The following is a 22,444-nucleotide window of genomic DNA, read 5'->3' as shown; positions in this document are numbered from 1 at the left end:
ATTCCTGACCCACCCGAGACCACGACCCACTCCGCCGACCTAGGCTGGAGACATGGCCGCACCGCGCGAACCCTGCGACTCGCGCCTCCACGCCGCGCGATACCGGGTGACGCGACTCGACCACGAGTCGAGCTCCAGCACAGAGGCGACCGGCGACGCGGCCGCACCCGACGCCCGCGAGCCGATCGGCAGCCAAGCAGGCTCCCCCACCGCCGATCAGCGAGCCCACTTCGTGGAGATCCAGATCCGGCAGGCCATGCGCCGCGGCGACTTCGACGACCTCCCCGGCGCCGGGAAACCCCTCACCGGGCTGGGGCCCAGCCACGATCCCGACTGGTGGATCCGCCGCAAGATCGAACGCGAGCAGCTCACCGGCCTGGGACCACCCGCCCTCACCCTCCGCACCGAGCACGCCGAACTCGACGACCGGCTCGACCGCCTCCACACCGAGCGCGAGGTGCGAGACACCCTCCACGACTTCAACCGCCGCGTCATCGAGGCGCGCCGCCAGCTGCTCGGCGGCCCACCGGTCATCACCCCCACCCGCGACGTCGAGACCGAGGTGGCCGCCTGGCGCGACCGCCGATCGGAGCGCTCACGACGAGCCGCCGACGCGCTCGCCGCCGAACAGGAACGATGGCGGCGGATGTCACGACGAGAACGCCGCGCCGCTCGCCGCGCCGGTGCCGCCGACCCCACCCGCTAGCGCATGGGCGCGTCGCGCGGGGCAGGTCGACCGACCGCCGACCGCCAACACCGCCTACCGTCACACCGCCGCCCGCTTCACCGGCCCGCCCGGCCGCTAGTCCGTCCGCCCCTCCAGCTGTTCGGCCAACTGCCCGAGCACAGTGCCCCACCCCTCGGCGAATCCCGCCTCCGCGTGCAGGTCGCGGTCGACCCTCGTGCCGTGCAGAACCCGCGCCGAGTAGATCGTTCCCTCGGGCACCGCCTCGAACGTCATCACCGCGGTCATAAACCCCTGCGCCGGCCGCCAGCCACCCGTCAGCGCATTCGTGAACACGAGCCGCTCCTCGGGCTCGGCGACGAGGATGCAGCCGCTGATGTGCGGCCCGAACTCCCGGCCGTCGTCGCTCATGCGCGTCTCGAACGCCCCGCCGGGCCAGAGCTCCAGCTCCTCCACCCGGCAGGTCGCCGGCGCCGGCAGCCACCACTGCTCCAGGCGACGTGGATCGGCCCAGGCCCGCCACACGGATGCACGCGGTGCGCGGATGAGGCGCGAGATCGTGAGGTCGCGCTCCGGGTCGACGGGGTGCAGCGGTGCGGGGTTGGTCATGGGGTGTCCTCTCGGTCGGCGGATGCATCGGAAGCCTGACCTTGCCCGAGCTCGGCCAGCTCGCCCAGCACGAAGTGCTCGAGACGATCGGTGCGGGCTTCCCAGTCGGCCCGCTCGCGCCGGAGCCAGTCCTCGGCGACGACCACCACCCTCGGCTCGAGGGTGCACACACGCGTGCGCCCGACCTTGCGCGTGGCGATGCATCCGCTGCGCTCGAGCACCTGCACGTGCTTGAGGAACGACGGCAGCGCCATGCCGAACGGCTCCGCCAGCTCGGTCACGCTGGCCGAACCACGGCCGAGCCTCCGCACCACCGCCCGGCGAGTGGGATCGGCGAGCGCGCCGAAGACTCGGTCGAGATCGACTGCTCGATCGACTTCCCCGGCTTCCGCCACATACTTAGCCACACGGCTAAGTTACTGCATCAACCCCTGCTGCACCAGCTCCCACCGGATCGAGGAGGCGATCCGCTCCGCATACTCCGGCGTGATGTGCACGCTGTCGTACTTGGTGGGCACCGTGCCCGCGAACGCCGGGCAATAGCCTTCCGCGCAACTGAAGCCGAGCGATCCCACAACATGGTCGCCGGTGCCCGCCGCGGCGACGGCCGCCTCCGTGGCCGACTCGAAGTCGTACCAGGTCTGGTCGATACCCGCGTTGCAGTCCTGCGGACTCTTGACGGGCGAGTAGCACGTGCCGAGGTCGGCCCCGAGCGGCGGAGGCGCGAGGTAGACGACACGGCCGGGCAGACCGTACTGCGCGGTCTCGGCCAGGGTCGCCGAGACGAGATCGCCCACTCCGAGCGGCTGCCGGGCGGTGCTCGTACCGAGCGCGAAGGCGTTCGAGACCACCACCAGATCGGGCTGCAGGTCTCGCACCATCGCCGCCACATCGGCCTTCCGCTGCGGGCAGGCCTCGGTCACACCGGCACCGTCGTTCTGCACGTCGACCGTCGTGAACCGGCAGCCGTAGAGCCCCACGGCGGTTACCCGCCACTGCCCACCGCTGTCGTCGGCGATCCGCCGGAACGCCGGAGCGTAGGCGAGCGCCGTCGAGTCGCCCACGAGCACGAGCCGGTGCGGGGCGTCGCCGCTCCCCCAGGTGCAGGCCGACGCATCCGGAGTCGACCCCACGTCGAAGCAACCCGCCGCCGGATTGCGGCTCGAGGTCTCCGCGATCGCTGCATCGAGCGAGGGCGAGAGATCGGTGGGCCAGGCCGTCGCCGAGGCCGCCGCCCAGAGCTCCGCCTGCAGCGCGACCTCGGGGTTCTCGGCTGGAGCGGGCGCCGCGCCGCCCGCACCCGACCCCGCACCGGATGCGGGCACGGCCTGGGCGGGCGAGGCCAGCTGGAGCGGTCCCTCCCCCTTGAGCGCCAGCTGCACCACGACGGTCGAGGCGATCACCACCACCACGAGCGCCGCGCCCGAGAGCATCACCTGGGCACCGAAGCGCTCGCGCCACGCCACCCATCGCTCCGCGGCGTCGCCCCGGTCGAGCCGCACCCTCGACGGCCCCACGGGCATCCGGTGCAGCGGCTGCTCGACCAGCAGGTAGCCGAGCACCGACACCACCACGGTCACCCCCAGCACGATGAGCGTCGTCTGCGTGCCGGCCGGGAGCAGCATGACAAGGAACACGAGCACGGGAAAGTGCCACAGGTACAGCGAGTACGACAGGGTGCCGACCGCCGTCGTGACCGGGTTGGCGATCGGCAGCAGGTAGCGGTGAGCGGATGCGCCGATGCCGGCCGCCAGCACGGCCAGGGTCGCGAGAACGGGCGCGAGCGCCCACGGGCCCGGGAACGGCACCGTCTCGTCGAGCAGCACGAACGACGCGACCACGCCCGCGAACCCCGCCCAGCCGACGACGGCTCGCCCCGCCGTGCCGACGCGACCGAACACCCAGGCGACCGCCGGGGCCACGACGGCGAGCAGCGCGCCCGCTCCGAGCTCCCACACGCGCGTGAGGGTGGAGAAGTAGGCGACCGTGGGCGCCGACGCGCTCTGCCACAGGGCGAACCCGAACGACGCGGCCACGAGCATCCCGACCACCGCACCGAGCGCCACACCCCGTGCCCGCCGCCGGCCGCGAGCATCCCGCACCGGCGCAGTGAGCGCGACCACCGCCAGCACCACGAGGGGCAGCACGAGGTAGAACTGCTCCTCGACCGAGAGCGACCAGAGGTGCTGCAGCGGCGACACCGCCGCCTCCGACGCGAAGTAGTCGGTGCCCTCGAGGGCGAAGCGCCAGTTCGACACGAGCAGCACGGCCGAGACGCCGTCGGCGAGGGTCGACGCGAAGCGCGCCTGGTTGAACAGGAACCAGGCCGCGGCGAGGGTGGCGGCGATGACGAGCAGCGATGCCGGAGCGATGCGCTTCAATCTGCGCAGGGCGAAGGCGCCGAGCGACACCCGGCCCGTGTCGTCGGCCTCGCGCAGCAGGAGACCGGTGATGAGGAACCCGGAGACGACGAAGAACACGTCGACCCCCGCGAAGCCGCCGCGCGGCCAGCCGGTGACGTGACAGAGGATGACGGCGGCGACGGCGAGGGCACGGAGTCCCTGCACGTCGTGACGGAGGGACGACTTCATGGCCTGGACATCATAGCCAGCCGAAACGACCTGCCCGGCTGAAAGCCGCCAGGTCGGTCAGACGGGCAGGGTGACGGGCCGCTCTCGTCGTCGCCGCCGTCGTTCGAGAACCGTCGAGAGCACGGTCCAGCCCGCGTAGCCGAACAGCAGCGCCACGGCGACGGGCACGATGACGCCGCGCGCCTCCCCGTTCACGGCGGTGTTCACCCACCCGAGCAGGGGCACGCTGTACCAGACCGTGCCCACGATCTGCACCTCCTGGACCGGCTTCTCGTCGGCGACGTCGTTGTTGTCGCCCCGCGTGACGAAGGTGGTGGAGCCGTCGGTGGAGACCGTCTTCCCCACGACGCGGTGGCTCACCACGGCCGGCTCCCCCGACACCAGCTGGTAGGTGAGCACGTCGCCGAGGCGGATGTCGGCTGCCGCCTCGGGCCGCACGATCACGAGGGTGCCGGGCGGGAGGGTCGGTTCCATCGACTGGGTGAGCACGGTGAGCGGGCGTCCGCCGACGGCCGCGGGGACGAGCACGGTGGCGACCGCGAGCAGCAGAACCAGGATGAGGGCGGCGGCGCTGAGGCTCACGGCCAGGTAGTGCAGCAGACTCGCTCCTGCGGCGGGGAGGCCCACGTGCTGCAGAGGTTTCGGGGCGTGCGGGCCGGTCGCGGCACGGTGGCGCCCCTCGCGGAGGGCGGTGGTGGTCACGTCGCGCCCCTGTCGTGACTGCCGCCCGTCTCGGCGACCTCGCTGCGCTCCCATTCCCTCGCGTCCCGCGGCGAGCGCCGTCGGCCCGAGGCGAACAGGGCGATCCCGGCCACCAGCACGATCGCCCCGAGCATCGCGGCGCCGATCGGCACCAGACCCGTGGCGGCGATCGCATCCGCGCGCGGCACGCTGCCCCCGTCGCCCGAGTCGGGGATGCCCGGGATGACGGTCCCACCCGAGCAGTCGGCGGTCGGCGAGGCCGGGTCGGCGGGATCGCGCAGGGCGGCGACGAAGTCGAGACCGGCCCGCGCGCCGGCACCGTCCCGGCCGCCGACGGTCGGCGCGAAGGCCAGCGTGACGAGGAGAGGGATGCTCTCGCCGGGCTGCAGCACCGGTCCGGCGAACAGCAGCGCGCACTCGTCGACGGAGCCGAGCGGCACTTCCGCGCCGGGGGCCACCACCGGGTCGCTCGGCGACGCCGACACCAGAAGGTGGTCGGCGAAGGCGGCGCTCGTCGACCATCCGTCGCTCGCGCTGAAGCGCACCGCTCCCGCCTGCACGCCGCCGTTGCGCACCCACAGCGTGGCGCTCACGCTGTCGCCGGGTACGACGACCGGCAGATCGGCGAAGAGCGGGCTGTCGATCGAGGTCGTGAAGGTGTGGCCGTCGGCGCTGACTTCGACGCCTCCGGATCCGGTGGAACCGGCTGACCCCGCAGACCCCACGGACCCCACCGTGCCCGCAGAGCCCACAGAGCCCACAGAGCCCACGATCTCAGCCGATGCCGCTGCAGGGACGGCGACTCCACCCACCACCGCCATCACGGCGAGGCCCGCCGCCAGCCCGGCCGCGTGCGTCCAAGCCGCGCGCGTTCCGGCCGCGCGCATCCCGGCCGCGCGCATCCGGGCCGAGGGCCTCACAGCGGGCACCTCAGCCCGAGCAGCGACACGACGACCGCCCGCAGGTTGACCTGGGTGCCGGCCGACATGGTGCCGTAGGTGGCGTCGATCGACTGCACGAGCACGGGGATGGTGCCGAGACTCAGGATGCCCGCCTCGGTGCCGTTCACCGTCACCGAGGGGGCGGCCGGGTTCGCGGGCGTAAAGGCGGCCTTCACGATCGTGACCGGGGGGCCCGGTTTCACCACGCGGTACTGGCTCGCATTGGTGACCTGGGGCCAGGAGAGCGTGACGGTGCCGACGTTGAGTCCGGTTCCGTCGACACAGGTGATCGGCGTGGGATCGGCCACCCGGTAGACGCTCTGCGTGAGGGTCGGCGCGGTGGACGTGGCGACCCAGTTGGTGCCGACCCGGCCCGTCAGCGTGAGGGTCGCGGTCACCGTCTGCCCCTGCGACGCCGCGGTCGTGGTGGCGAGGGTGGTGGCCACGCAGAGCGTCGCCGTGGCCCCCACCGCGACGCTCGCCGCCCCGGAGGGGAGTGACGGCGGGGCGTTGAGGGTGCCGGCCACGGTGCCGCTCGACGGGATGGTCGTGCCGCAGCTCGCCTGGCTCCACAGGGTGAGCGTGATGTTGGCCGCGAGGGTCGAGTTCGTGTTGGCGATGGCCATCGTGAGGGTGAGTGGCGCCGTGCCGGTGTTAGTGAAGCTGATCGGCGCGATGCGCGTCGCACTGGTGCCGGGGCTCACCACGGGCACCTGGTAGGTGGTCGTGAGGGCGGCGGTGCCGGTGGCGCTCACCGAGGCGGTCGCGGCGTTCGCGGTCGCCGTGCCCGAGCTGACGGTGGCCGCGGTCCAGGAGGCGTGCGCGGCCCACCCGGAGACCCCGATCGCGAAGACGGCGACGAAGGCGAGCACGGCCCACTTCACGGCGGTGTGCCAGAGGCCGGGTCGGGTGGTGCGCCGCATGTCAGGCGACCTGTCGGCCGTCGAGGCTCAGGATGAACGTCGTCGCCGCGTTCGCGTTGGCGGTGGCGGGCGCACCGACCGGCAGGCTCACGCTCACGCAGACGCGCACGGAGCCGTTCTGCGCGAGGCGGACGGAGAGGTCGGTCGGGGTGGCCGAGGCGAAGGTGCCCGTCCACGCGGTCGAGACGGCGGGGCAGGATGCGGAGGTGGCGACCGTGGAGACCCCGACGGTGAGCGACGAGGCGAAGTCGGTGGCGGAGCTCGTGCGGCTGAGGCCGGCGATCCGAAGTGACAGCGGCACGTTCCCCGTGTTCTGCACGATCGCCGATCCTGAGATGGAGATGCCCGGGTAGAGCACCGTGGTGGGCAGGCTCAGGGCCGTCGTGACCGCGAGCGTGGCCGTGCCGGACCGCACGACCGCACCCGGCACCGTCGCGCTGGAGTTGAGCAGCGCGTAGGTGCCGCCCGACGCGACGACCGCGAGCACCACCGCGCCCGAGGCAGCGGCGAGGGCGAGCCCGAGGCGGCGGAGCGCGCGGGATGGGGCCGCGTGCCGGCGCGTGGGAGCGTGTCGCCCCGCAGTGCCCGTCACGCGGCCCCTCCCGGGGGTCACGGAGTGACGGCGGGCGCGGTCTGCGTGAGCGTCAGCGTCATGTCGCTGAGGTCGACCGCTCCGAGCTTGGCGGTGTTCTCGGCACCGGCGGTGTTGGCGTTGGGGAACGCGAGGGTCACGGCCACCGTGACCACCGAGCTCACACCGGCCGTTCCGGCGGTGACGGTGTAGGTCGGGCTCGCGCCCGAGATGCCCGTTCCGGTCGCGGTCAGCACCGCGCCGTCTTCGAGGAAGCCCGCCAGGGCGACGTCGGCCGGCACACCACCGTCGGCCGGTGCGATCGACTCGGGGCCCAGCGCGAGCTCGGCCACCAGGTTGTTGCCGACCGCGGTGACGGTGAGGGTGTCGGTGTAGGTGAGGGTGTCGCCCGGCACGATGCGGTAGGTGGCGATGTTGATGGTGGTGCCGTTCTGGTCGGTCCAGACTCCTGCGCCACCGGTGTTCTCCACCAGGAGGTTGCCCGCGGTGATGGTGCCACCGGCGATGTCGGCGGTCGAGTTCCAGTAGGCGAAGGTACCTGCGCCGCCGAGGAGGAGGACGAGGCCGGCGGCGCCGGCGATGGCGCCCTTGGCGAGCTTGTTCATGCGTGATCCTTTCGCGCACGATCTGCTCGGCGCTGCTGTGCGGCGGAATGCCGTGAGTGAATGTCGTCACTCGAGTGTCGGCATTCACACCCGCCCCACCGGTCCCAGCGCCGCCAGATGTCGCGGGAGCGACGAAAGCCGTCGCGAACTGCACGACGGCGTGACGCGCATCCGGTGCAGTCAGACTGCGCGGGCCAGCGCCTCCCGAGCCTCGTCGGCCACGTCGAGGGCTCGTTCGGCCTGATCGATCGCCCGCTGGTAGAGCACGCCGTAGGTGAAGCTCGACTCCCCCTCCGCGTCGGCCCGGCGCGAGGTGAGCAGCACGAACTCGGCGAAGAGCGCGGCGTCGCGATGCTCGCCGAGCGCATCCTGCAAGGCCTCTGCCGCGGCGGCGGTGCGCTCGGCCGACCCGCCGAGAACGGCCGCGGGGCCCTCGGTGTCGAACTCGGCCGCCTGCCGCAGTCGCCGGGCGCCGGTGCGCGAGGCGTGCAGCGTGGCGAGGGCGACCGCCGACTCGGAGGCATCGCCGTCGAGGTGTTTGCGGGCGTGCGCACCCGCCGCGGCCCGCCGGAGTGCGCGGCGGCCCTCGCGCGCCAGGGTGCGCCTGGCCTCTCTCTTGGCGGCGCGGCGAGTCGCTTTCCCGCCCTTCACCGGCGGTTCTCCGGGCACCGCGTCCGCGACGAAGCGCTCCAGTCCGTCGAGGAGGCGGAAGTAGGGCACCCGGCCGAGTGTGGCGACGAGCCGGCGGTGCGCCTCGTCGTGCTCGGCGCGGGTCTGGTCGACCAGGCGGCGTCGCGCATCCGGATCGTCGACGCCGCGATCGCTTTCGAGCTGGTCGAGGGCGTGCGCGGCCCACGCCGCACGCACCTCGAGGTCGCGCACCTCGCCGAGCGCTGCCCCGAGCCGGGCGAGGGAGTCGCGCTGGGTGTCCACCTCGTCGGCGTCGAAGAGCCCCCGGTGCACGGCGAGAGCGGTGCGCAACCGCCGCACGGTGCCGCGGTACTCGTGCACCGCGTCGGGCCGGTCGGCACGGGCCTCGGGATCGAGCTCGATCATGCGGGCCACCAGCGCCGCGATCCCGGCGCGCACCCGTACGGCGGCGGGATCGGCGGCGCGGGCGGCGATGTCGGCGGCGGGATCGGAGGTGTGGGGTGCGGGTGCGGCCTCCGCCGGGGTGACGGCATCCGGCGAGGACTCCGGGCGACCGGGCGCGGTGGTGCCCGGTTCGGTGCGCCCGAGTCCGGTGCGGCCGAGGGCCTGGGCGAGCTTCGACACGCTCGGCGACACTCGAGCTCCTGCCGCGAGCAGCTGCCGCTCCACGGCGTCGAGAAGCTCCGCGCGCTGGTCGCGGGTTCCGGGTGCCGCGGCACCGAGCTCGGCCTCCCACTCGCGCCAGGAGCGCTCCGTGCCGCCCCGGAGGTCGGCGGTCGACACCGCGTCGTCGGCGACCTCGAGCACGAGGCCTCCGTCGGCGTCTCGGACGAGGGTCACGCGGCGCGAGGTCGAGATGCGCGCCAGCGGGGTGACGGGGCGGTCGCGCACGTGCACCCGCACCTGGTCGAGCACCTCGTCGGGGACCAGTCCGGGTGCGCCGTCGCCGAGCGGCCACTGCAGCTCACGGCGGCCCTCGACGGCCGGCAGCTTGAGGTGCCAGCCCTCGTCGTGGCCGCCCACCCGCCGTCGCAGCGCGACGCGGGCGCGGGCGAGGGCCGCATCGGGCGTGTCGAAGTAGACGGCCTCGAGCTGCACGGCCTCGAGCTGCTCGAGCGTGGGCGCGCCCGCGGCGATCGCGCCGGTGCCGGCGGAGGCGAGTCCGGGAAGGGCGCTCAGGTCGAGGGTCGGCAGCGGGGTTCCGGCCTCCACCTCGTACTTGCGCTCGATCTCCACGGTGCTGGTGTGGGGTGTGCGGGTGCGGGGTGTGCTGGTGTGGGGTGCGCTGGCGCGGGTCGTGCTGGCGCGGTCAGTGCCGGACTCGTTCGTGCTGGTGTCGGCACTGCCGTCGGATTTCTGCGCCATGCATGCTCCCTGCTGTTCCCTGCCGCTGCGGGGCGGTGCCTACACTGAGGCGTGGCCGCTCCCGTACTCATTCTGGTCGACCGCCCGCTGCTCGGCATGTCGGGCGGGCGTCGGAACGGTGACGGGTCGTCTCCGGGGTTCGCCGCAGCCGATCCCTCGGCGCCTCAGCTCAGCGTGTTCGACCTCGGGGTCACCCGCGCCGACGGCGTGTTCGAGACCGTGATGGTGAGCGACAGAAACGCGCCCGCCCTGGAGGCGCATCTGGCCCGCCTGAGTCGCTCCGCGGCGGCGCTCGACTTCCCCCCGCTCGATCTCGGGGTGTGGCGCGACGCCGTGGCCGCCGCCGTCGCCGCGCATCCGCGGGTCGGCCTGCTCGCCGTGAAGCTCGTACTCACCCGGGGCGTCGAGGGCACCGAGCGGCCGACGGCGTGGGTGACGGCACGCGAGGCGCCCGACTTCACCGAGCTGCGCCGCCGCGGCCTGCGGGTCATCACGCTCGACCGTGGGGTTCCGCACGACCTCGGGAGCCGCTCGCCCTGGCTCCCCGCGGCCGCGAAGACGCTGTCCTACGAGGTCAACTCGGCCGCCCTTCGCGAAGCCGCCCGCCGGGGCGCCGACGACGCCGTCTTCGTGAGCAGCGACGGTTACGTGCTCGAGGCCACCACGTCGAGCGTGCTGCTGCGTCACGGCGACCGCTTCACGACCCCGGATGCGGGCCAGGGCGGCGGCTCATCACAGGGCATCGTGGCGGGCACCACGGTGCGCCGGGCGTTCGAGGTGCTCGAGCGGCTGGGACACACCACCGCATCCGAGGCGCTGCCCGTCGCAGCACTCACCGAGGCCGACGGCATCTGGCTGCTCTCGAGCATCCGGAGGGCCGTCCCGGTGACGCGCCTCGACAGGGCCGAACGAGAGGTCGACCACGACCTCACGGCGAAACTCAACGACGAGCTGGGCCGCTGAGCGCTGAGCTACCCGGCCGCTGAGCGCCGGGCCCCGGCACCGTCAGCTCGCGGCCCCCAGCACGACCCCGGTGCGGCCGACGTTCTCGCCCACCCAGCGCACCAGCGGGATGAGCAGCTCGGCGAGCTCTTCGCCCAGGGCCGTGAGGCTGTAGTCGACGCGCGGGGGCACGGTGCCATGCGAGTCGCGCAGCACGAAGCCGTCGGACTCGAGGGCGCGCAGCGTCTGCGCGAGCATCTTCTCGCTGATGCCCTCGACGTGCCGGTGCAGCTCGCCCCAGCGCCGCGGGCGCTCGGCGAGCGAGGCCAGCACGAGCACGCCCCACTTGCTCGTGACGTGGTCGAGCACGACGCGGCTCGCGCACCCCGAGGCGAAGGGCGTCGCGGGGCGGTCGCTCCGGATGCTCGTCCAGATGTCATTCCCCGGCGTGTCGTCGCTCATGCCCCTAACTTACCAAAAAGTGGGTACCTTCGACAGGGAAGTAAAGCCGCGAGACCCCGGTTGCCCCTCACAGAGCTCGCACCGGCGGGCACGAAAGGACTGCATCATGACCATCGCCGTCACCGGAGCCACCGGCCACCTCGGGCGCCTCGCCATCGACCACCTGCTCGCCCGCGGCGTGCCCGCCGACGGGATCGTGGCGGTCGGCCGCTCGGCCGAGAAGCTCGCCGTCGTCGCCGAGCAGACCGGGGTGCGCACCGCGGTCGCCGACTTCGGCGACCCCTCGTCGCTCGACGCGGCGTTCGCGGGCGCCGACTCGGTCGTGTTCGTGTCGGGCAGCGAGGTGGGCCGCCGCGAGGCGCAGCACGCGAACGTGATCGCCGCCGTGCAGCGTTCCGGCGCGGCCCGCGTGGTCTACACCAGCGCACCGAGCGCCACCGACACCGCCCTCATCCTCGCCCCCGACCACGCCTTCACCGAGCGCGCCCTGGCCGAGAGCGGCGTGCCCGCCATCGTGCTGCGCAACGGCTGGTACCACGAGAACTACGCCGGCTCGTTCGCCCAAGCCTCCGCCTCGGGCGTGTACACCGCCTCCACCGGTGAGGGCCGGGTCTCGAGCGCGGCGCGCAGCGACTACGCCGAGGCGATCGCCGCCGTGCTCACGAGCGAGGGTCACGAGGGTGCCGTGTACGAGCTCTCCGGCGACACCGCCTGGGACGGTGCGGGCTTCGCCGCCGCCGCGAGCGAGGCCCTCGGCCGCGAGATCGTGTTCTCGAGCGTGACGCCCGAGGAGCACCTCGCCCTGCTCACGGCCGCCGGTCTCGACGAGGGCACCGCGGGCTTCGTGGTGGCGCTCGACGGCAACATCCGCGACGGGCTGCTCGGCCACACCCCGGGCACCCTGTCGAAGCTCATCGGGCACCCCACCCAGCCGCTGGTCGACTACTTCCGCACGCTGGCCTCGAACGAGAGCTGACCGGAGTCGGGGCGCGTGACGGGGACGGCCGTCCTCAGCACCGCCCGGCCGAGGGAGAGCCGGCCGTCGCCGAGGGGCTCGCAGCGCACGCCGCCGCGGCCCCTCAGCGCACGGTGGGCCCCGTCGGCGAGCACCACGTTCATCCAGCCGCACGGGTTCGCGGCGCGGTGCCCTTGGAACGGCACCGGCCCTTCGCCGCTGTCGAGGCTGAAGGGCTGGCCCACGAGGGCGTCGACGTCGGCGCCCCGCAGCACGACGTTGCGCCGGGCCGCGACCGGGTCGAGCGGATGCGCGAGGCCGAGCGCGAACTCCACCTCGTCGAGCGACTCGGCGGCGAGGAGCGTGACGGCGGCCGAGCGGTGGGCGCCGTGCCCGAAGTAGCGGTCGCCCACGATGCCGAGGCGAGCGCGGATCTCGACGCTGTCGCGCGCTTCGGCCTCGGCGACGCCCTCGGCGTCGAGCGGGCGGGGCAGCGGACCGTCGGCAGGCCGGCCCTCGTAGCGATGGATCGACGAGACCACGAGCCGTACGATCTCCACGTCGGTGGCGAAGCGCAGCTCGCCGAACTCGCTCGGCGCCTCGGCGGGTAACCCGCGGCTCATCGCTGGTGGTCCGACTCGGCGTGGCGGATGGCGGCGTCGGCGCCCTCGGGTGCGAGCTCGGCGGCGAGGTAGTCCTCTGAGGAGGGCAGCCGCACCGTCACCGCGGAGTAGCTCTCGATCTCGAGCACGCCCTCGGCCGACGCCAGCCCGAGCACGTGCCCGCCCACCAGGCCCGACTCGTCGACCACGTGCAGGTGCGGGCCCGCCACACTGATGCCCTGGAACACCCTCGGTGCGAGAAAGCCGGCGAGGGTACCCCTCATCCGCGGCACCGTCACCTCGCGCTGATCACGCACGGCCTCGGCCAGCGGAAGGTACGGCTTGGACTGCCGCTTCGCCTCCCTCAGCCCCACGCCCTCGAACACCCCGCGCATCCGCACCGCATGGAAGAGGTTGTCGCTCACCACGAGACCCCGGATGCGCTCCACCAGCTCGCCGAACGAGGTCACCCCGAAGACGTCGGTCACGATCTCGGGCTCGAACCGCACCACCTCGGCGAACGCCAGGGAATCGTCGGCACCCAGCACCGTCACGGTGCCGTCGCCGTGGAAGAGTCGGAACTCCCCGTCGACGAGCACCAGCTCTCCGTCCATGTGGTCGCCGCACCCCAGCCCGAGGTCGCCGCGGCGGGCGACCTCCTGCACCGAGTACACCCCGTCGAACAGGCCCACGACGAGCGCGTTGACCAGCGAGAACTGCTCGACGGCCTTCTCGGCACGCGATCCCGCTGCGCCGTCGGAGGAGTGTTGGCTCATGCAGCGATTCTGCCCCATCCTTCCCCACCCGTCGCAGCCGGCTGACCGTGTCTGCACCCGTCGTCCAGCCTGACGGTCCAGAGTGGAACCATGCCCACCCGACTCGAACGCAACGTCGACCGCCTCCTGAGCGTGCACCGGCCCGTCGTGCTCGCGCACCTCAGAGGCATCCGCAAGCTCCACCCCGACGCCTCGCCCGAGCAGCTGCTGGTCATTCTCGAGAGGCGCTACGTCGCTGCGGTCACCACCGGTGGTGCGGCGGTGGGGGCGAGCTCGATGCTGCCGTTCGTGGGCACCGGCATCTCGCTCGGGCTGAGCGCGGTCGAGACCGCGGGCTTCCTCGAGACCACCGCCCTGTTCGCGCAGTCGGTCACCGAGGTGCACGGCATCGCGATCGACGACCCCGATCGCGCCCGCGCCCTCGTGATGACGCTCCTCATGGGCAAGGCCGGCAGCGACCTGCTCAAGCAGATCGCCGGGCAGGCCGCAGGAGGGATGCCGCGGAGCGCGTACTGGGGTCAGGTGGTGACCTCGAGTCTCCCGTCGTTCGTGGTGGGGCCGATCGCCGATCAGCTCAAGAAGCAGTTCGTGAAGCACTTCGCGGTGGGCCAGGGCACCAACGTCATCGGCCGCATGGTGCCGTTCGGCATCGGCGCCGCGATCGGCGGTGTGGGCAACTTGCTGCTCGGGCGCACCGTCATCCAGAGCGCCCGCAGCGCGTTCGGGCCGGCGCCGTTCACGTTCCCCGCAGTGCTCGCGGTGACCGTCAAGGCGCCACGGTCCGTGGGCGAGGGAGGAGCGGACGACGCGACGGGGCGGCGGGGCGTGAAGAAGCTGCTGCCGAGGCGCCGGCGCGAGATCGTGGAGGCGCCGGGCGTTCGGGGCCGTGCCGGCTCGCCGGGCGACGGCGGGGATGCGGGCGGGCCGCCCGTGCACGACATCCGCATCTGAGTCGACATCCGCATCTGGCACGAGGGCGCGGCGGCAGGCCGGTGGTACCCTGGTGGTGTCGAGCGGGAGCCACCCGCCGGCTGGCCGAGCCAGGAAAGGGGGCAGAATGCGCATCCGTCGCCTCGCCCCCGGTCGTGTCGCCCCGGGTCGTGTCTTCCCGGGCCGTGTCTTCCCGGCCGTCGGTGGAGTCGTGCTCTCGGCGATGCTCGCCCTGGCATCGGTGGTGTTCGGCGCCGCGATCGCCGCTCAGGCCTCGAGCTGGGCCGGTTCACACGACGAGGCCGCGCCTCCCGCCCTGGCGCAGACCGGCTACGACTTCACGCCGATGCTCGTCACCGCCGCCGTCTTTCTCGTCATCGCCGGTGTGGCGGTGCTGGTGGCGAAGTACGCGCTGGCCCGCTCGCGCCACAGCTGAGATCGAGTCCGGCCCGGGGCGGCACAGATCCCCGCGTGTCAAGCGCGCGTTCCTGTGCTGGCCGCGCTCGCGCCGTCAGACCTCGTCGTGGGTGCCGCCCTGAGCGGTGCGCGCCGACTCGCGGAGCTCCACCGGGCCGTCGTGGGCGTGCAGGGCCGCGTGGCGGTTCCACTCCGCGAGCAGGTGCTCGATCGCGGCGTGGAAGCGGGCCGTGGCGACACCGGGCGAGGTGTCGCCGAAGTAGTGCTCCACCCAGCGGTGCAGGCGCACCCCCGCGGCCGAGTCGTGGTCGAGCTCGTCGAGTCTCTCGAGCACGGTGGAGGCCTCGGTGCTGTCGAGCCACTCCGCATCGGAGAGGTAGCCTCCGGTGTCGATCTCGGCGGCCGGGTCGGCCGGCCGGGTGACGAGCAGGGGCTTGCCGGTGGCGAGGCGGTCGTAGACCATGGCGGAGACGTCGACGATCGCGACGTCGGCCACCGCGAGCTGCCAGCCGAGCTCGGCCCCCGTGTCGTGCACGTGATGCGCACCGGGGTCTGCCCGGTTCGCCTCGGCGATGGCGGCCACGATCTCGCGGTTCGCCGCCGCATAAGCCGGGTCGAGCACCCCGCTGCGCGGGTGCGGGCGGTAGACCAGCCGGTGGTTCGGCGAACTCAGCACGTCGCGCGCCAGCGCGACGCCGTGGCTGGCGATGGAGCCGTAGTGGGCGGCGGCACGGTCGCCCTCCCAGGTGGGCGCGTAGAGCACGACGGTGCGGCCGTCGCGCGGGAAGGGCACCGTACCGGCCAGGTGGTCGGCCTGCGGACGACCGATCGGGAGGGCGCGCTTGTCGAAGTCGTAGTCCCAGAGCACGCGCTTCAGCCGGGAGAGGGCCGCGTCGCCGGCCACCAGGGCGTAGTCGTACGCCTTGAACTGGTTGGTGGTCATGTACATCTTGTCGCTCTCGCCGTGATTGACGAACACGTGCCAGCGACGGCCGTAGCGCATCATCTGGAAGTTGCGCGCGTTCTGGTTCACGTAGAGCACGATCTTGAGTTCTTGGGCGTCGATGAAGTCCTCGAGCTGGCGCACCGTGCGCACGTGCGCCACCGGCACCGGCGACTCCTCGAGCAGCGCGCTGCTGCCGCCGGGGTTGCGGCTGAGCACCACGACCGGATGCGTGCGGTCGAGTTCGGCGAGCGGGCCGTACCACTGTCGCATCTGGTACAGGTTCACCTCGGGGTCGGCGAAGTACACGCCGATCTCGTAGCGCAGCCGGGGCAGCTCGCCCCGCGCCGCCAACTGGCGCGCGAGCTTCGAGCGCACCGCGCGGGCAGCGAGCAGCTCGCGCACGGCACCCAGGCCCAGTTTCGCGTCGTTCACCCATCCCACGCTTCCAGGCTAGCCAGACCCTCGTCGCGACCCGGCCGGATCAGCGGGTGTGCAGCGGTTCTTTAGGCAATCGTGACCTTGCCGGGCGAGGTACGCCGTGCGGGCGGGCCTCAGACGATCGGAGGGCGCCCGGCGGCGGTCATGCGCAGCACGGTGCGCCACGAGATCGGGCGCCGCTCCCCCGCATCCGTTCGCCAGCCGTCGGCCCAGCCGCCGAACCAGGCCCGCAACGCTGCGGGGCGCCTCGCCCAGCGCAGCACCTGGATCGCGGTCCACGAACCCACGTAGAGGGGCACCAGGGGCCAGGGCAGGTTGCGCTTGGCCAGCCACACCCTGTTGCGGGCGTTGAGCCGGTAGTAGTAGGCGTGCCGGGTGGGCTCGATGGCGGGATGGTTCGCGACGAGGCCGCCCGCGTACCAGGTGCGCAGTCCCTGGTCCCACACCCGCCAGGCCAGCTCGATGCCCTCGTGGGCATAGAAGAACGGCGCTGCCCAGCCGCCGGTGCGGTCGAACACCGAGCGGGGCAGCAGGGTGGCGCCCTCCCACACCGAGAACACGTTCCCCGAGGCGTCGGGTTCGCCCTTGCGGATGCGCGGCACCCAGCGGCGCGGGTTCTCGGCGCCGGAGGGGTCGACCACGCGGGGCTGCAGCAGGCCGATGCCGCCGTCACGGCCGAGCAGCGCGATCGCGTCGGCGAGGAAGCGGGGGTCGGGGAGGCTGGCGTCGTCGTCGAGGAAGAACACGTAGTCGCCCTGCACCACGGCGGCTCCGGCGTTGCGGCCGGCGGGGATGCCGAGGTTCTCGGGGAGCTCCAGTGTGCGCACCGCCTCCGGCAGGCCTGCGGGCGCCCAGCCGTTGCCGACGCAGACGATGTCGAGGGTGACGCCGGTCTGGGCGAGCAGCGACTCCGCGCCGCGCAGCAGATCGGCGGGCCGGGTGCCCTGCGTGAGCAGCACCACGCCGACGGTGGGTGCGCTCATCGAACCCGCTCCGCGCATCCGCTGCCGCCCCGGCCTGTCGCGCTCAGGAGCGCACCCGCTTCGAGGCCATGATGGCCACGAAGTGCCCCACCAGAGCGAGCAGCGACAGCGGCACGAGCGCGCCGAGCAGGATGCGGTCGGCGAGTACCCCGCCCACGAACAGCCCGACCACCGCGAACACGAAGACGAGCATGGTGAGCTCGACCGAGTGGTAGAGCCGGTGGAACGGCACGAAGCGGGCGGCGCGGCGCAGCCGGGCGACGAGCGCCTGGGAGGGCTCCGACTCGCCTTTGCGGTCGGCGAGCTTCTCGAGCCCCGCGTTCGCGCGGGCGACGTGCACCATGTCGTTGAGGGCCTTGTTGAGCACGATCACGAGGGCCAGCAGCAGTCCGAGCGTGGTCCAGAGGAAGTCGGCGGGGGCCTCGAACGGGTAGCCGGCCGCGCGGATGCCGAGGGCGATCGGGATGAGCGCCTCGGTCGTGTAGTGACCCACCTTGTCGAGGAACACCCCGGCGGGTGACGAGGTGCGGCGCCAGCGGGCCACCTCGCCGTCGCAGCAGTCCACGAGCATCTGCAGCTGCCCGAGCACCAGGGCGAGCGCCGCACCGGCGATGCCGGGGATGAGCAGCGCGGCGGCGGTGGCCCAGCCGGTGAGGATCATGAGGCCCGTCACACCGTTGGCCGAGATGGAGGTCTTCAGCAGCAACCAGGTGAGGTAGGGCGAGATGCGCCGCAGGTAGAGCGACGCGGTCCAGTGCTCGGCGTTGCGGCGGCCGCGCACCTCGGGCGGCTGCGCGACGGCCTTCAACTCGGCGATGGAGCGGGGCGCGCCGTGGTTCGGCATCGTCTGGTCGTTCGCCCCGGTCTCGTTCGCCACAGTCACCTTTCCCGCACCGTCGTTCGTCACCGGTGCCCTCCTCGCCACAGTCACCGTCCGTTGTGGGCCGTGATGTTCGAGGTCAGCTTGCCGAAGCCGAGCAGAAAGCCCAGACCCCAGCTGAAGTGGATGCACGGCAGCACCACGAGAAACCATACCCCGGTTCGCGCGCCCGCCCTGAGACCGGCGGCGAGCGCCGACACGGCGACGAACAGCAGGTACACCCCCGGCACCACGAAGCCGAGCAGGAGCCACGGCCCGGCCGCTCCGCCGAGCCCGGTGACGATCGCACCCACCACGCCCACGACGGCGCCGAGCACGGCCACGAGCACCATCACGGGCGGCACGAAGTACTTCAGCGCGTTCGCCGAGAAGAAGCGCCGGGCCAGCTCCCCCCGCCACAGGCCGGTGGAGAAGAACTGCCGCGCCAGCCGCTCCAGACTGGGACGAGGACGGTAGACCACGACGAGCTCCGGAGTGAACCAGACCGTTCCCCCCGCGTCGCGCAGGCGGCGGTTGAGCTCCCAGTCCTGCCCGCGGCGGATGTCCTCGTCGAAGAGTCCCACCCGGGTGAGCCACTCGCGCTGGAAGACCCCGAGGTACACCGTCTCGGCCGGTCCCTCCGACCCGCCGACGTGGTGCGCTCCCCCGCCGAGCCCCGCCTTGGAGCCGTAGGCGAGAGCGACCGCCGACTCGAACGGCGTGGTGCCCTCGGCCTTCATGATGCCGCCGACGTTCGCCGCGTCGGTGCGCAGCATCGTCGCCACCGCGATGCGGGTGTAGTCGCGGGGCAGCAGGGAGTGGGCGTCGACCCGCACCACGATCGGGTGCTGCGAGGCCTCGATGGCCACGTTGAGACCGCTCGGGGTGGAACCCGTGGGGTTCTCGATCACCCGGATGCGCGGGTCGACCCTCGAGAGCCGCTCCACGAGTTCGGTGGTGCCGTCGATCGACGGGCCGAGCGCCACGATCACGTCGAACGGGCCCGTGTAGTCCTGGTCGAGGAGGCTCGCGATCGCCGCCTCCACATGGGTGACCTCGTTGAGCACCGGCATCACGTAGGAGACCCCGGGCAGAGCCCCGGCGGGCTGGGCCGACCGGGTCGTCGGGGAGTCGGTCATCGCATCCGTTCGTCGTTCGTGCATCGTCGTTGCTGCGTCGTCGTCGGTGCGGCGTCGACCACGGCCGGAAGAGCGGCCGGGCATGCGTCGAGGCCGGCAGGCCGACGTCGCGGGACAGCGACGCCGAGCCTACCAGCCTCGTGGCGAGGCGCCTCGTGGAGGCGCAGCGCGGGTGGGGTGCTGCTCGACTACTGGGGTGCTCGGCTACCGAGTTGCTCGACTACTGGGCGGCGAGCTGCCCCAGGGTCACGTCGACGGTGTGCGAGTCGCCGTCGCGCAGGTAGGTGAGCTGCACCTCGGAACCCGCCGCCTGGGTGCGCACGAGCGCGGTCAAGTCGATCGAGTCGGTGACGGGCAGCCCGTCGAGGGCGGTCACCACGTCGCCGGCGGCGAGGCCGGCCTTCTCGGCCGCTCCCCCGGAGGTGACCGACTGGATGAGGGCGCCGGCGGTGGTGCTGCCCTCGGCCGAGGCGGCGTCGCCGACGGTGGCGCCGAGCAGGCCGTGCGTGGCGGTGCCGTTCTCGATGATCTCGTCGGTCACGCGCTTGACCAGGTTGACCGGGATGGAGAAGCCCACACCGATGTTGCCGGCCTCGGTCGAGCTCGAGCCGGCGCTCGCGATCGCCACGTTGATGCCGATGAGCTTGCCCTCGGAGTCGAGCAGCGCGCCGCCGGAGTTGCCCGGGTTGATCGCGGCGTCGGTCTGGATGACCGAGAGCGAGATCGACTGCTGCTGCGTGGTCTGCTGCGGGGTGGACTGCTCCTCCTGGCCGGGGATGTCGAAGTTCCAGAAGTCGTACGGGCCCTGCTCGCCGTCGCCCTGGTCGGGCGTGGGGTTCGTCTCGGTGTCGTCGGGGGCGGCCGAGGAGGCCACCGTGATGCTGCGGTTGAGCGCGCTCACGATGCCGTTGGTGACGGTGCCGGCCAGGCCCAGCGGGGCGCCGATGGCGATCGTCACGTCGCCGACGTTGAGCTTGGACGAGTCGGCGAACTCGATGGGGGTGAGCCCGGAGGCGTCGTCGAGCTTGATGACGGCGAGGTCGGCGACCGGGTCGGTGCCGATGATCGTGGCGTCCCAGATCTTGCCGTCGTTGGTCTCGACCTTGATCGAGGGGTCGTTGGTCTCGCCGTCGAGGGTCACCACGTGCGTGTTGGTGACGATGTAGCCGTCCTCGGAGAGGATGACGCCGGAGCCGGTGCCCGCGGCACTGTCGCTCTGCACCGAGATCGTGACCACCGAGGGCGAGGCCTTCGCGGCGACCGCCGTGATGAGGTTCGCGCTGTCGGGGTTGTTGACGGTGATGCTGGTGGGGCTCGAGGCGGAGGTCGTGGTTCCCGAGTCGTTCTGGGTGACGACCCAGGCGGTGACCCCGGCGCCCGAGGCGCCTCCGATGAGGGCGCCGATCGCGAGGGCGGCGACCAGGGCGACTCCGCCGCGGCGCTTCTTCGGGGGCTTGGGGGCGGTGGCCTGGTTGACGTAAGCCCCTGATGCGGCGTACATCGCCGAGTTGAACGCGGGGTCGGGAGCGGTGTAGCTCTGAACCGGGGAGCCGAAGGCGCCGTTGCCGTAGTAGGGCTGCTGGGGGGCGGGCTGCAGAGGGGCCGGCTGCTGGGGGGCCGGCTGCTGGGGGGCGCCGTAGCCCTGAGCCGGGTAGGGGGTGGTGGGGTTCGTGGGGGTGTGGTTGACCGGAGCGACCGGTGCGGGGATCGGCGAGACGATGGCCGCAGCGGTGGGCTCGACCGGGGCCGGGGCCTGACCGAGGTTCTCGGTGGGGACGGGGGTCTCGGTCGGCACAGGTGCCGGGCCGAGGTTCTCCGTGGGGGCCGTGTCGGCCGGAGTGGTGTCTGGGGTGGTGGCAGGGGTGGCGGGAATGCCGGTGCTGTCATCCGAGATGTGGTCTGGGTTCGTGCTGCCCGAGTTCCCGGTGCTGTCTGACATGAGTGCTCCTTCCAAGCACTCGCTAGCCTCGCCAGCCAAGCTGAGCGTTCTCTATGACCAGGCTGAGCACCGACTGCCGTGTGCTTATGACCGAGCCGTGAGCGGGCGCGCTCTCGCCCCGAGCATCCCGACCGTTCCGCGCCCGTACAATGGCGACGACCCGAATCGGAGACCCGCATGACCATTACAGGATCCTGGCAGCGCACGGCCCGGGGCGCCGGACTTCTCGGCACCGACGGCAGGATCGCCTCCACCATCTTCGCCGAGATGAGCGCCCTCGCCGTCTCCACCGGAGCCATCAACCTGGGTCAGGGCTTCCCCGACGAGGACGGCCCGGCCGTCGTGCTCGAGGCGGCGCGCGAGGCCATCGCCGACGGCCTCAACCAGTACCCTCCGGCCATCGGCATGCCGGTGCTGCGCCAGGCGGTCGCCGAGCACCAGCGCCGTTTCTACGGCCTCGAGGTCGACGCCGACCGCGAGGTGCTCGTCACTGCGGGGGCCACCGAGGCGCTAGCCGCCACCATCCTCGCCCTCGTCGACGAGGGCGACGAGGTGCTCACCTTCGAACCGTTCTACGACGCCTACGGCGGGCTGATCTCCCTCGCCCGCGGCGTGCACAAGACGGTGCCGCTGCGCCTGCCCGGCTTCGTGCCCGACCACGACGAGCTGCGCGCCGCCGTCACCGACCGCACCCGCCTCATCCTGGTCAACAACCCCCACAACCCCACCGGCAGCGTGCTGCCGAAGGAGACCCTCGAGCTGATCGTCGAGCTGGCCGAGCGCCACGACGCCGTTATCGTGACCGACGAGGTGTACGAGCACCTCGTGTTCGACGGGGTGCCCGTGGTGCCGGTCGCCACGCTGCCGGGAGCCAGGGAGCGCACCGTCACGATCTCGTCTGCCGGCAAGACCTTCAGCACCACGGGCTGGAAGACCGGCTGGATCGTGAGCACGCCCGAGCTCGTCACGGCGATCCTCGCGGTGAAGCAGTTCCTCACCTTCGTCAACGGCGCACCGTTCCAGCCCGCGGTCGCGCTGGGCCTGGGCCTCGGCGACGACTTCTACTCGGGCATCGCGGCCACCCTGCAGGGCAAGCGCGACCTGCTCTCGGAGGGGCTCCGGGCGGCGGGCTTCGAGGTCACCGTGCCGAAGGGCACCTACTTCGTGGTGGCGGATGCGGCGGCGCTCGGCTACGACGACGGGGCGGCGTTCTGCCGCGAACTCCCCTCGCTCGCCGGAGTGGTGGGGGTGCCGATCAGCGCGTTCTGCCACCCGCGGCTGGCCGGGGAGTACTCGAGCCTCGTGCGCTTCGCGTTCTGCAAGAAGACCGAGGTGCTCGAGCGGGCCGCCGCGCAGCTCGCGGGGCTGGCGGTCAGCGCCGCGTGACGGCTG

23 protein-coding genes are annotated in these 22,444 nt (G+C 72.6%); 6 read left to right on the top strand and 17 right to left on the bottom strand.

Annotation, left to right across the window (positions count from 1 at the left end):
• The first annotated feature begins 52 nt into the window (after nt 1-52).
• A complete protein-coding gene (locus tag N1031_RS11535) occupies nt 53-706 on the top strand; it encodes a DnaJ family domain-containing protein (RefSeq protein WP_259479785.1) in 654 nt (217 codons plus the stop codon).
• A gap of 96 nt (nt 707-802) precedes the next feature.
• On the opposite strand, the gene N1031_RS11530 is transcribed toward N1031_RS11535, so the two are convergent.
• The 9 genes from N1031_RS11530 to N1031_RS11490 form a co-directional block, all read right to left on the bottom strand.
• Nucleotides 803-1,294 (bottom strand): SRPBCC domain-containing protein, encoded by a 492-nt coding sequence (locus tag N1031_RS11530; protein ID WP_259479784.1) that lies wholly within the window; start codon nt 1,292-1,294, stop codon nt 803-805.
• Entirely contained in the window at nt 1,291-1,701 is a 411-nt protein-coding gene (locus tag N1031_RS11525) for an ArsR/SmtB family transcription factor (RefSeq protein ID WP_259479783.1), read from the bottom strand. The genes N1031_RS11530 and N1031_RS11525 overlap by 4 nt, the downstream gene beginning before the upstream one ends.
• 9 nt (nt 1,702-1,710) lie before the next feature.
• On the bottom strand, nt 1,711-3,885 hold the full coding sequence (locus tag N1031_RS11520) for an acyltransferase family protein (RefSeq protein ID WP_259479782.1): 2,175 nt from the start codon (nt 3,883-3,885) through the stop codon (nt 1,711-1,713).
• Nucleotides 3,886-3,942: 57 nt separating this feature from the next.
• A complete protein-coding gene (locus tag N1031_RS11515; protein ID WP_259479781.1) occupies nt 3,943-4,587 on the bottom strand; it encodes a signal peptidase I in 645 nt (214 codons plus the stop codon).
• Nucleotides 4,584-5,507: a hypothetical protein gene (locus N1031_RS11510; protein ID WP_259479780.1), complete on the bottom strand. Its 924-nt coding sequence runs from the start codon at nt 5,505-5,507 to the stop codon at nt 4,584-4,586. The genes N1031_RS11515 and N1031_RS11510 overlap by 4 nt, the downstream gene beginning before the upstream one ends.
• Nucleotides 5,504-6,451 (bottom strand): hypothetical protein, encoded by a 948-nt coding sequence (locus N1031_RS11505; RefSeq protein ID WP_259479779.1) that lies wholly within the window; start codon nt 6,449-6,451, stop codon nt 5,504-5,506. Before N1031_RS11505 ends, N1031_RS11510 begins: the two co-directional genes overlap by 4 nt.
• 1 nt (nt 6,452) lies before the next feature.
• A complete protein-coding gene (locus N1031_RS11500) occupies nt 6,453-7,043 on the bottom strand; it encodes a hypothetical protein (RefSeq protein WP_259479778.1) in 591 nt (196 codons plus the stop codon).
• A 17-nt stretch (nt 7,044-7,060) separates the two neighbouring features.
• A complete protein-coding gene (locus N1031_RS11495; protein ID WP_259479777.1) occupies nt 7,061-7,648 on the bottom strand; it encodes an alternate-type signal peptide domain-containing protein in 588 nt (195 codons plus the stop codon).
• Between the two features lie 180 nt (nt 7,649-7,828).
• Nucleotides 7,829-9,664, bottom strand: coding sequence for a CYTH and CHAD domain-containing protein (locus N1031_RS11490; RefSeq protein WP_259479776.1), 1,836 nt, complete (start codon nt 9,662-9,664; stop codon nt 7,829-7,831).
• 51 nt (nt 9,665-9,715) lie between these two features.
• Between N1031_RS11490 and N1031_RS11485 the strand changes: the two genes are divergently transcribed.
• The gene (locus N1031_RS11485) at nt 9,716-10,627 is read left to right on the top strand and encodes an aminotransferase class IV (RefSeq protein WP_259479775.1); all 912 of its coding nucleotides are present in this window, start codon (nt 9,716-9,718) and stop codon (nt 10,625-10,627) included.
• A gap of 42 nt (nt 10,628-10,669) precedes the next feature.
• On the opposite strand, the gene N1031_RS11480 is transcribed toward N1031_RS11485, so the two are convergent.
• A complete protein-coding gene (locus N1031_RS11480; protein ID WP_259479774.1) occupies nt 10,670-11,068 on the bottom strand; it encodes a winged helix-turn-helix transcriptional regulator in 399 nt (132 codons plus the stop codon).
• 106 nt (nt 11,069-11,174) lie between these two features.
• Here N1031_RS11480 and N1031_RS11475 point away from each other — a divergent pair, with 106 nt between their 5' ends.
• The gene (locus tag N1031_RS11475) at nt 11,175-12,044 is read left to right on the top strand and encodes an NAD(P)H-binding protein (RefSeq protein ID WP_259479773.1); all 870 of its coding nucleotides are present in this window, start codon (nt 11,175-11,177) and stop codon (nt 12,042-12,044) included.
• On the opposite strand, the gene N1031_RS11470 is transcribed toward N1031_RS11475, so the two are convergent.
• Entirely contained in the window at nt 12,011-12,646 is a 636-nt protein-coding gene (locus tag N1031_RS11470) for an MOSC domain-containing protein (protein ID WP_259479772.1), read from the bottom strand. The two genes, N1031_RS11475 and N1031_RS11470, sit on opposite strands and share 34 nt — an antisense overlap.
• Nucleotides 12,643-13,401, bottom strand: coding sequence for an acetolactate decarboxylase (gene budA / locus N1031_RS11465; protein WP_259479771.1), 759 nt, complete (start codon nt 13,399-13,401; stop codon nt 12,643-12,645). The genes N1031_RS11470 and budA overlap by 4 nt, the downstream gene beginning before the upstream one ends.
• A 90-nt stretch (nt 13,402-13,491) precedes the next feature.
• Between budA and N1031_RS11460 the strand changes: the two genes are divergently transcribed.
• Entirely contained in the window at nt 13,492-14,352 is an 861-nt protein-coding gene (locus N1031_RS11460; RefSeq protein WP_259479770.1) for a hypothetical protein, read from the top strand.
• Nucleotides 14,353-14,458: 106 nt separating this feature from the next.
• The gene (locus N1031_RS11455) at nt 14,459-14,767 is read left to right on the top strand and encodes a hypothetical protein (protein WP_259479769.1); all 309 of its coding nucleotides are present in this window, start codon (nt 14,459-14,461) and stop codon (nt 14,765-14,767) included.
• Nucleotides 14,768-14,842: 75 nt separating this feature from the next.
• Here the strand turns inward: N1031_RS11455 and N1031_RS11450 are convergent, their stop codons facing one another.
• The 5 genes from N1031_RS11450 to N1031_RS11430 all read right to left on the bottom strand — a co-directional run bounded on the left by N1031_RS11450 (nt 14,843) and on the right by N1031_RS11430 (nt 21,052).
• Nucleotides 14,843-16,135, bottom strand: coding sequence for a CDP-glycerol glycerophosphotransferase family protein (locus N1031_RS11450; protein ID WP_259479768.1), 1,293 nt, complete (start codon nt 16,133-16,135; stop codon nt 14,843-14,845).
• A 110-nt stretch (nt 16,136-16,245) separates the two neighbouring features.
• Nucleotides 16,246-17,115: a glycosyltransferase family 2 protein gene (locus tag N1031_RS11445; protein ID WP_259479767.1), complete on the bottom strand. Its 870-nt coding sequence runs from the start codon at nt 17,113-17,115 to the stop codon at nt 16,246-16,248.
• 43 nt (nt 17,116-17,158) lie between these two features.
• On the bottom strand, nt 17,159-17,959 hold the full coding sequence (locus N1031_RS11440; RefSeq protein WP_259479886.1) for a CDP-alcohol phosphatidyltransferase family protein: 801 nt from the start codon (nt 17,957-17,959) through the stop codon (nt 17,159-17,161).
• 83 nt (nt 17,960-18,042) lie between these two features.
• Nucleotides 18,043-19,137, bottom strand: coding sequence for a glycosyltransferase family 2 protein (locus N1031_RS11435; RefSeq protein ID WP_310795685.1), 1,095 nt, complete (start codon nt 19,135-19,137; stop codon nt 18,043-18,045).
• Nucleotides 19,138-19,333: 196 nt separating this feature from the next.
• The gene (locus tag N1031_RS11430; RefSeq protein WP_259479766.1) at nt 19,334-21,052 is read right to left on the bottom strand and encodes a S1C family serine protease; all 1,719 of its coding nucleotides are present in this window, start codon (nt 21,050-21,052) and stop codon (nt 19,334-19,336) included.
• Nucleotides 21,053-21,229: 177 nt separating this feature from the next.
• Between N1031_RS11430 and N1031_RS11425 the strand changes: the two genes are divergently transcribed.
• The gene (locus tag N1031_RS11425) at nt 21,230-22,438 is read left to right on the top strand and encodes an aminotransferase class I/II-fold pyridoxal phosphate-dependent enzyme (protein WP_259479765.1); all 1,209 of its coding nucleotides are present in this window, start codon (nt 21,230-21,232) and stop codon (nt 22,436-22,438) included.
• Nucleotides 22,439-22,444: the final 6 nt, after the last annotated feature.

It is taken from the genome of Herbiconiux moechotypicola, assembly GCF_024979255.1.
In the GTDB taxonomy this organism is placed as follows: Bacteria; Actinomycetota; Actinomycetes; order Actinomycetales; family Microbacteriaceae; genus Herbiconiux; species Herbiconiux moechotypicola.
This window is presented reverse-complemented; position numbering and strand designations above follow the sequence as displayed.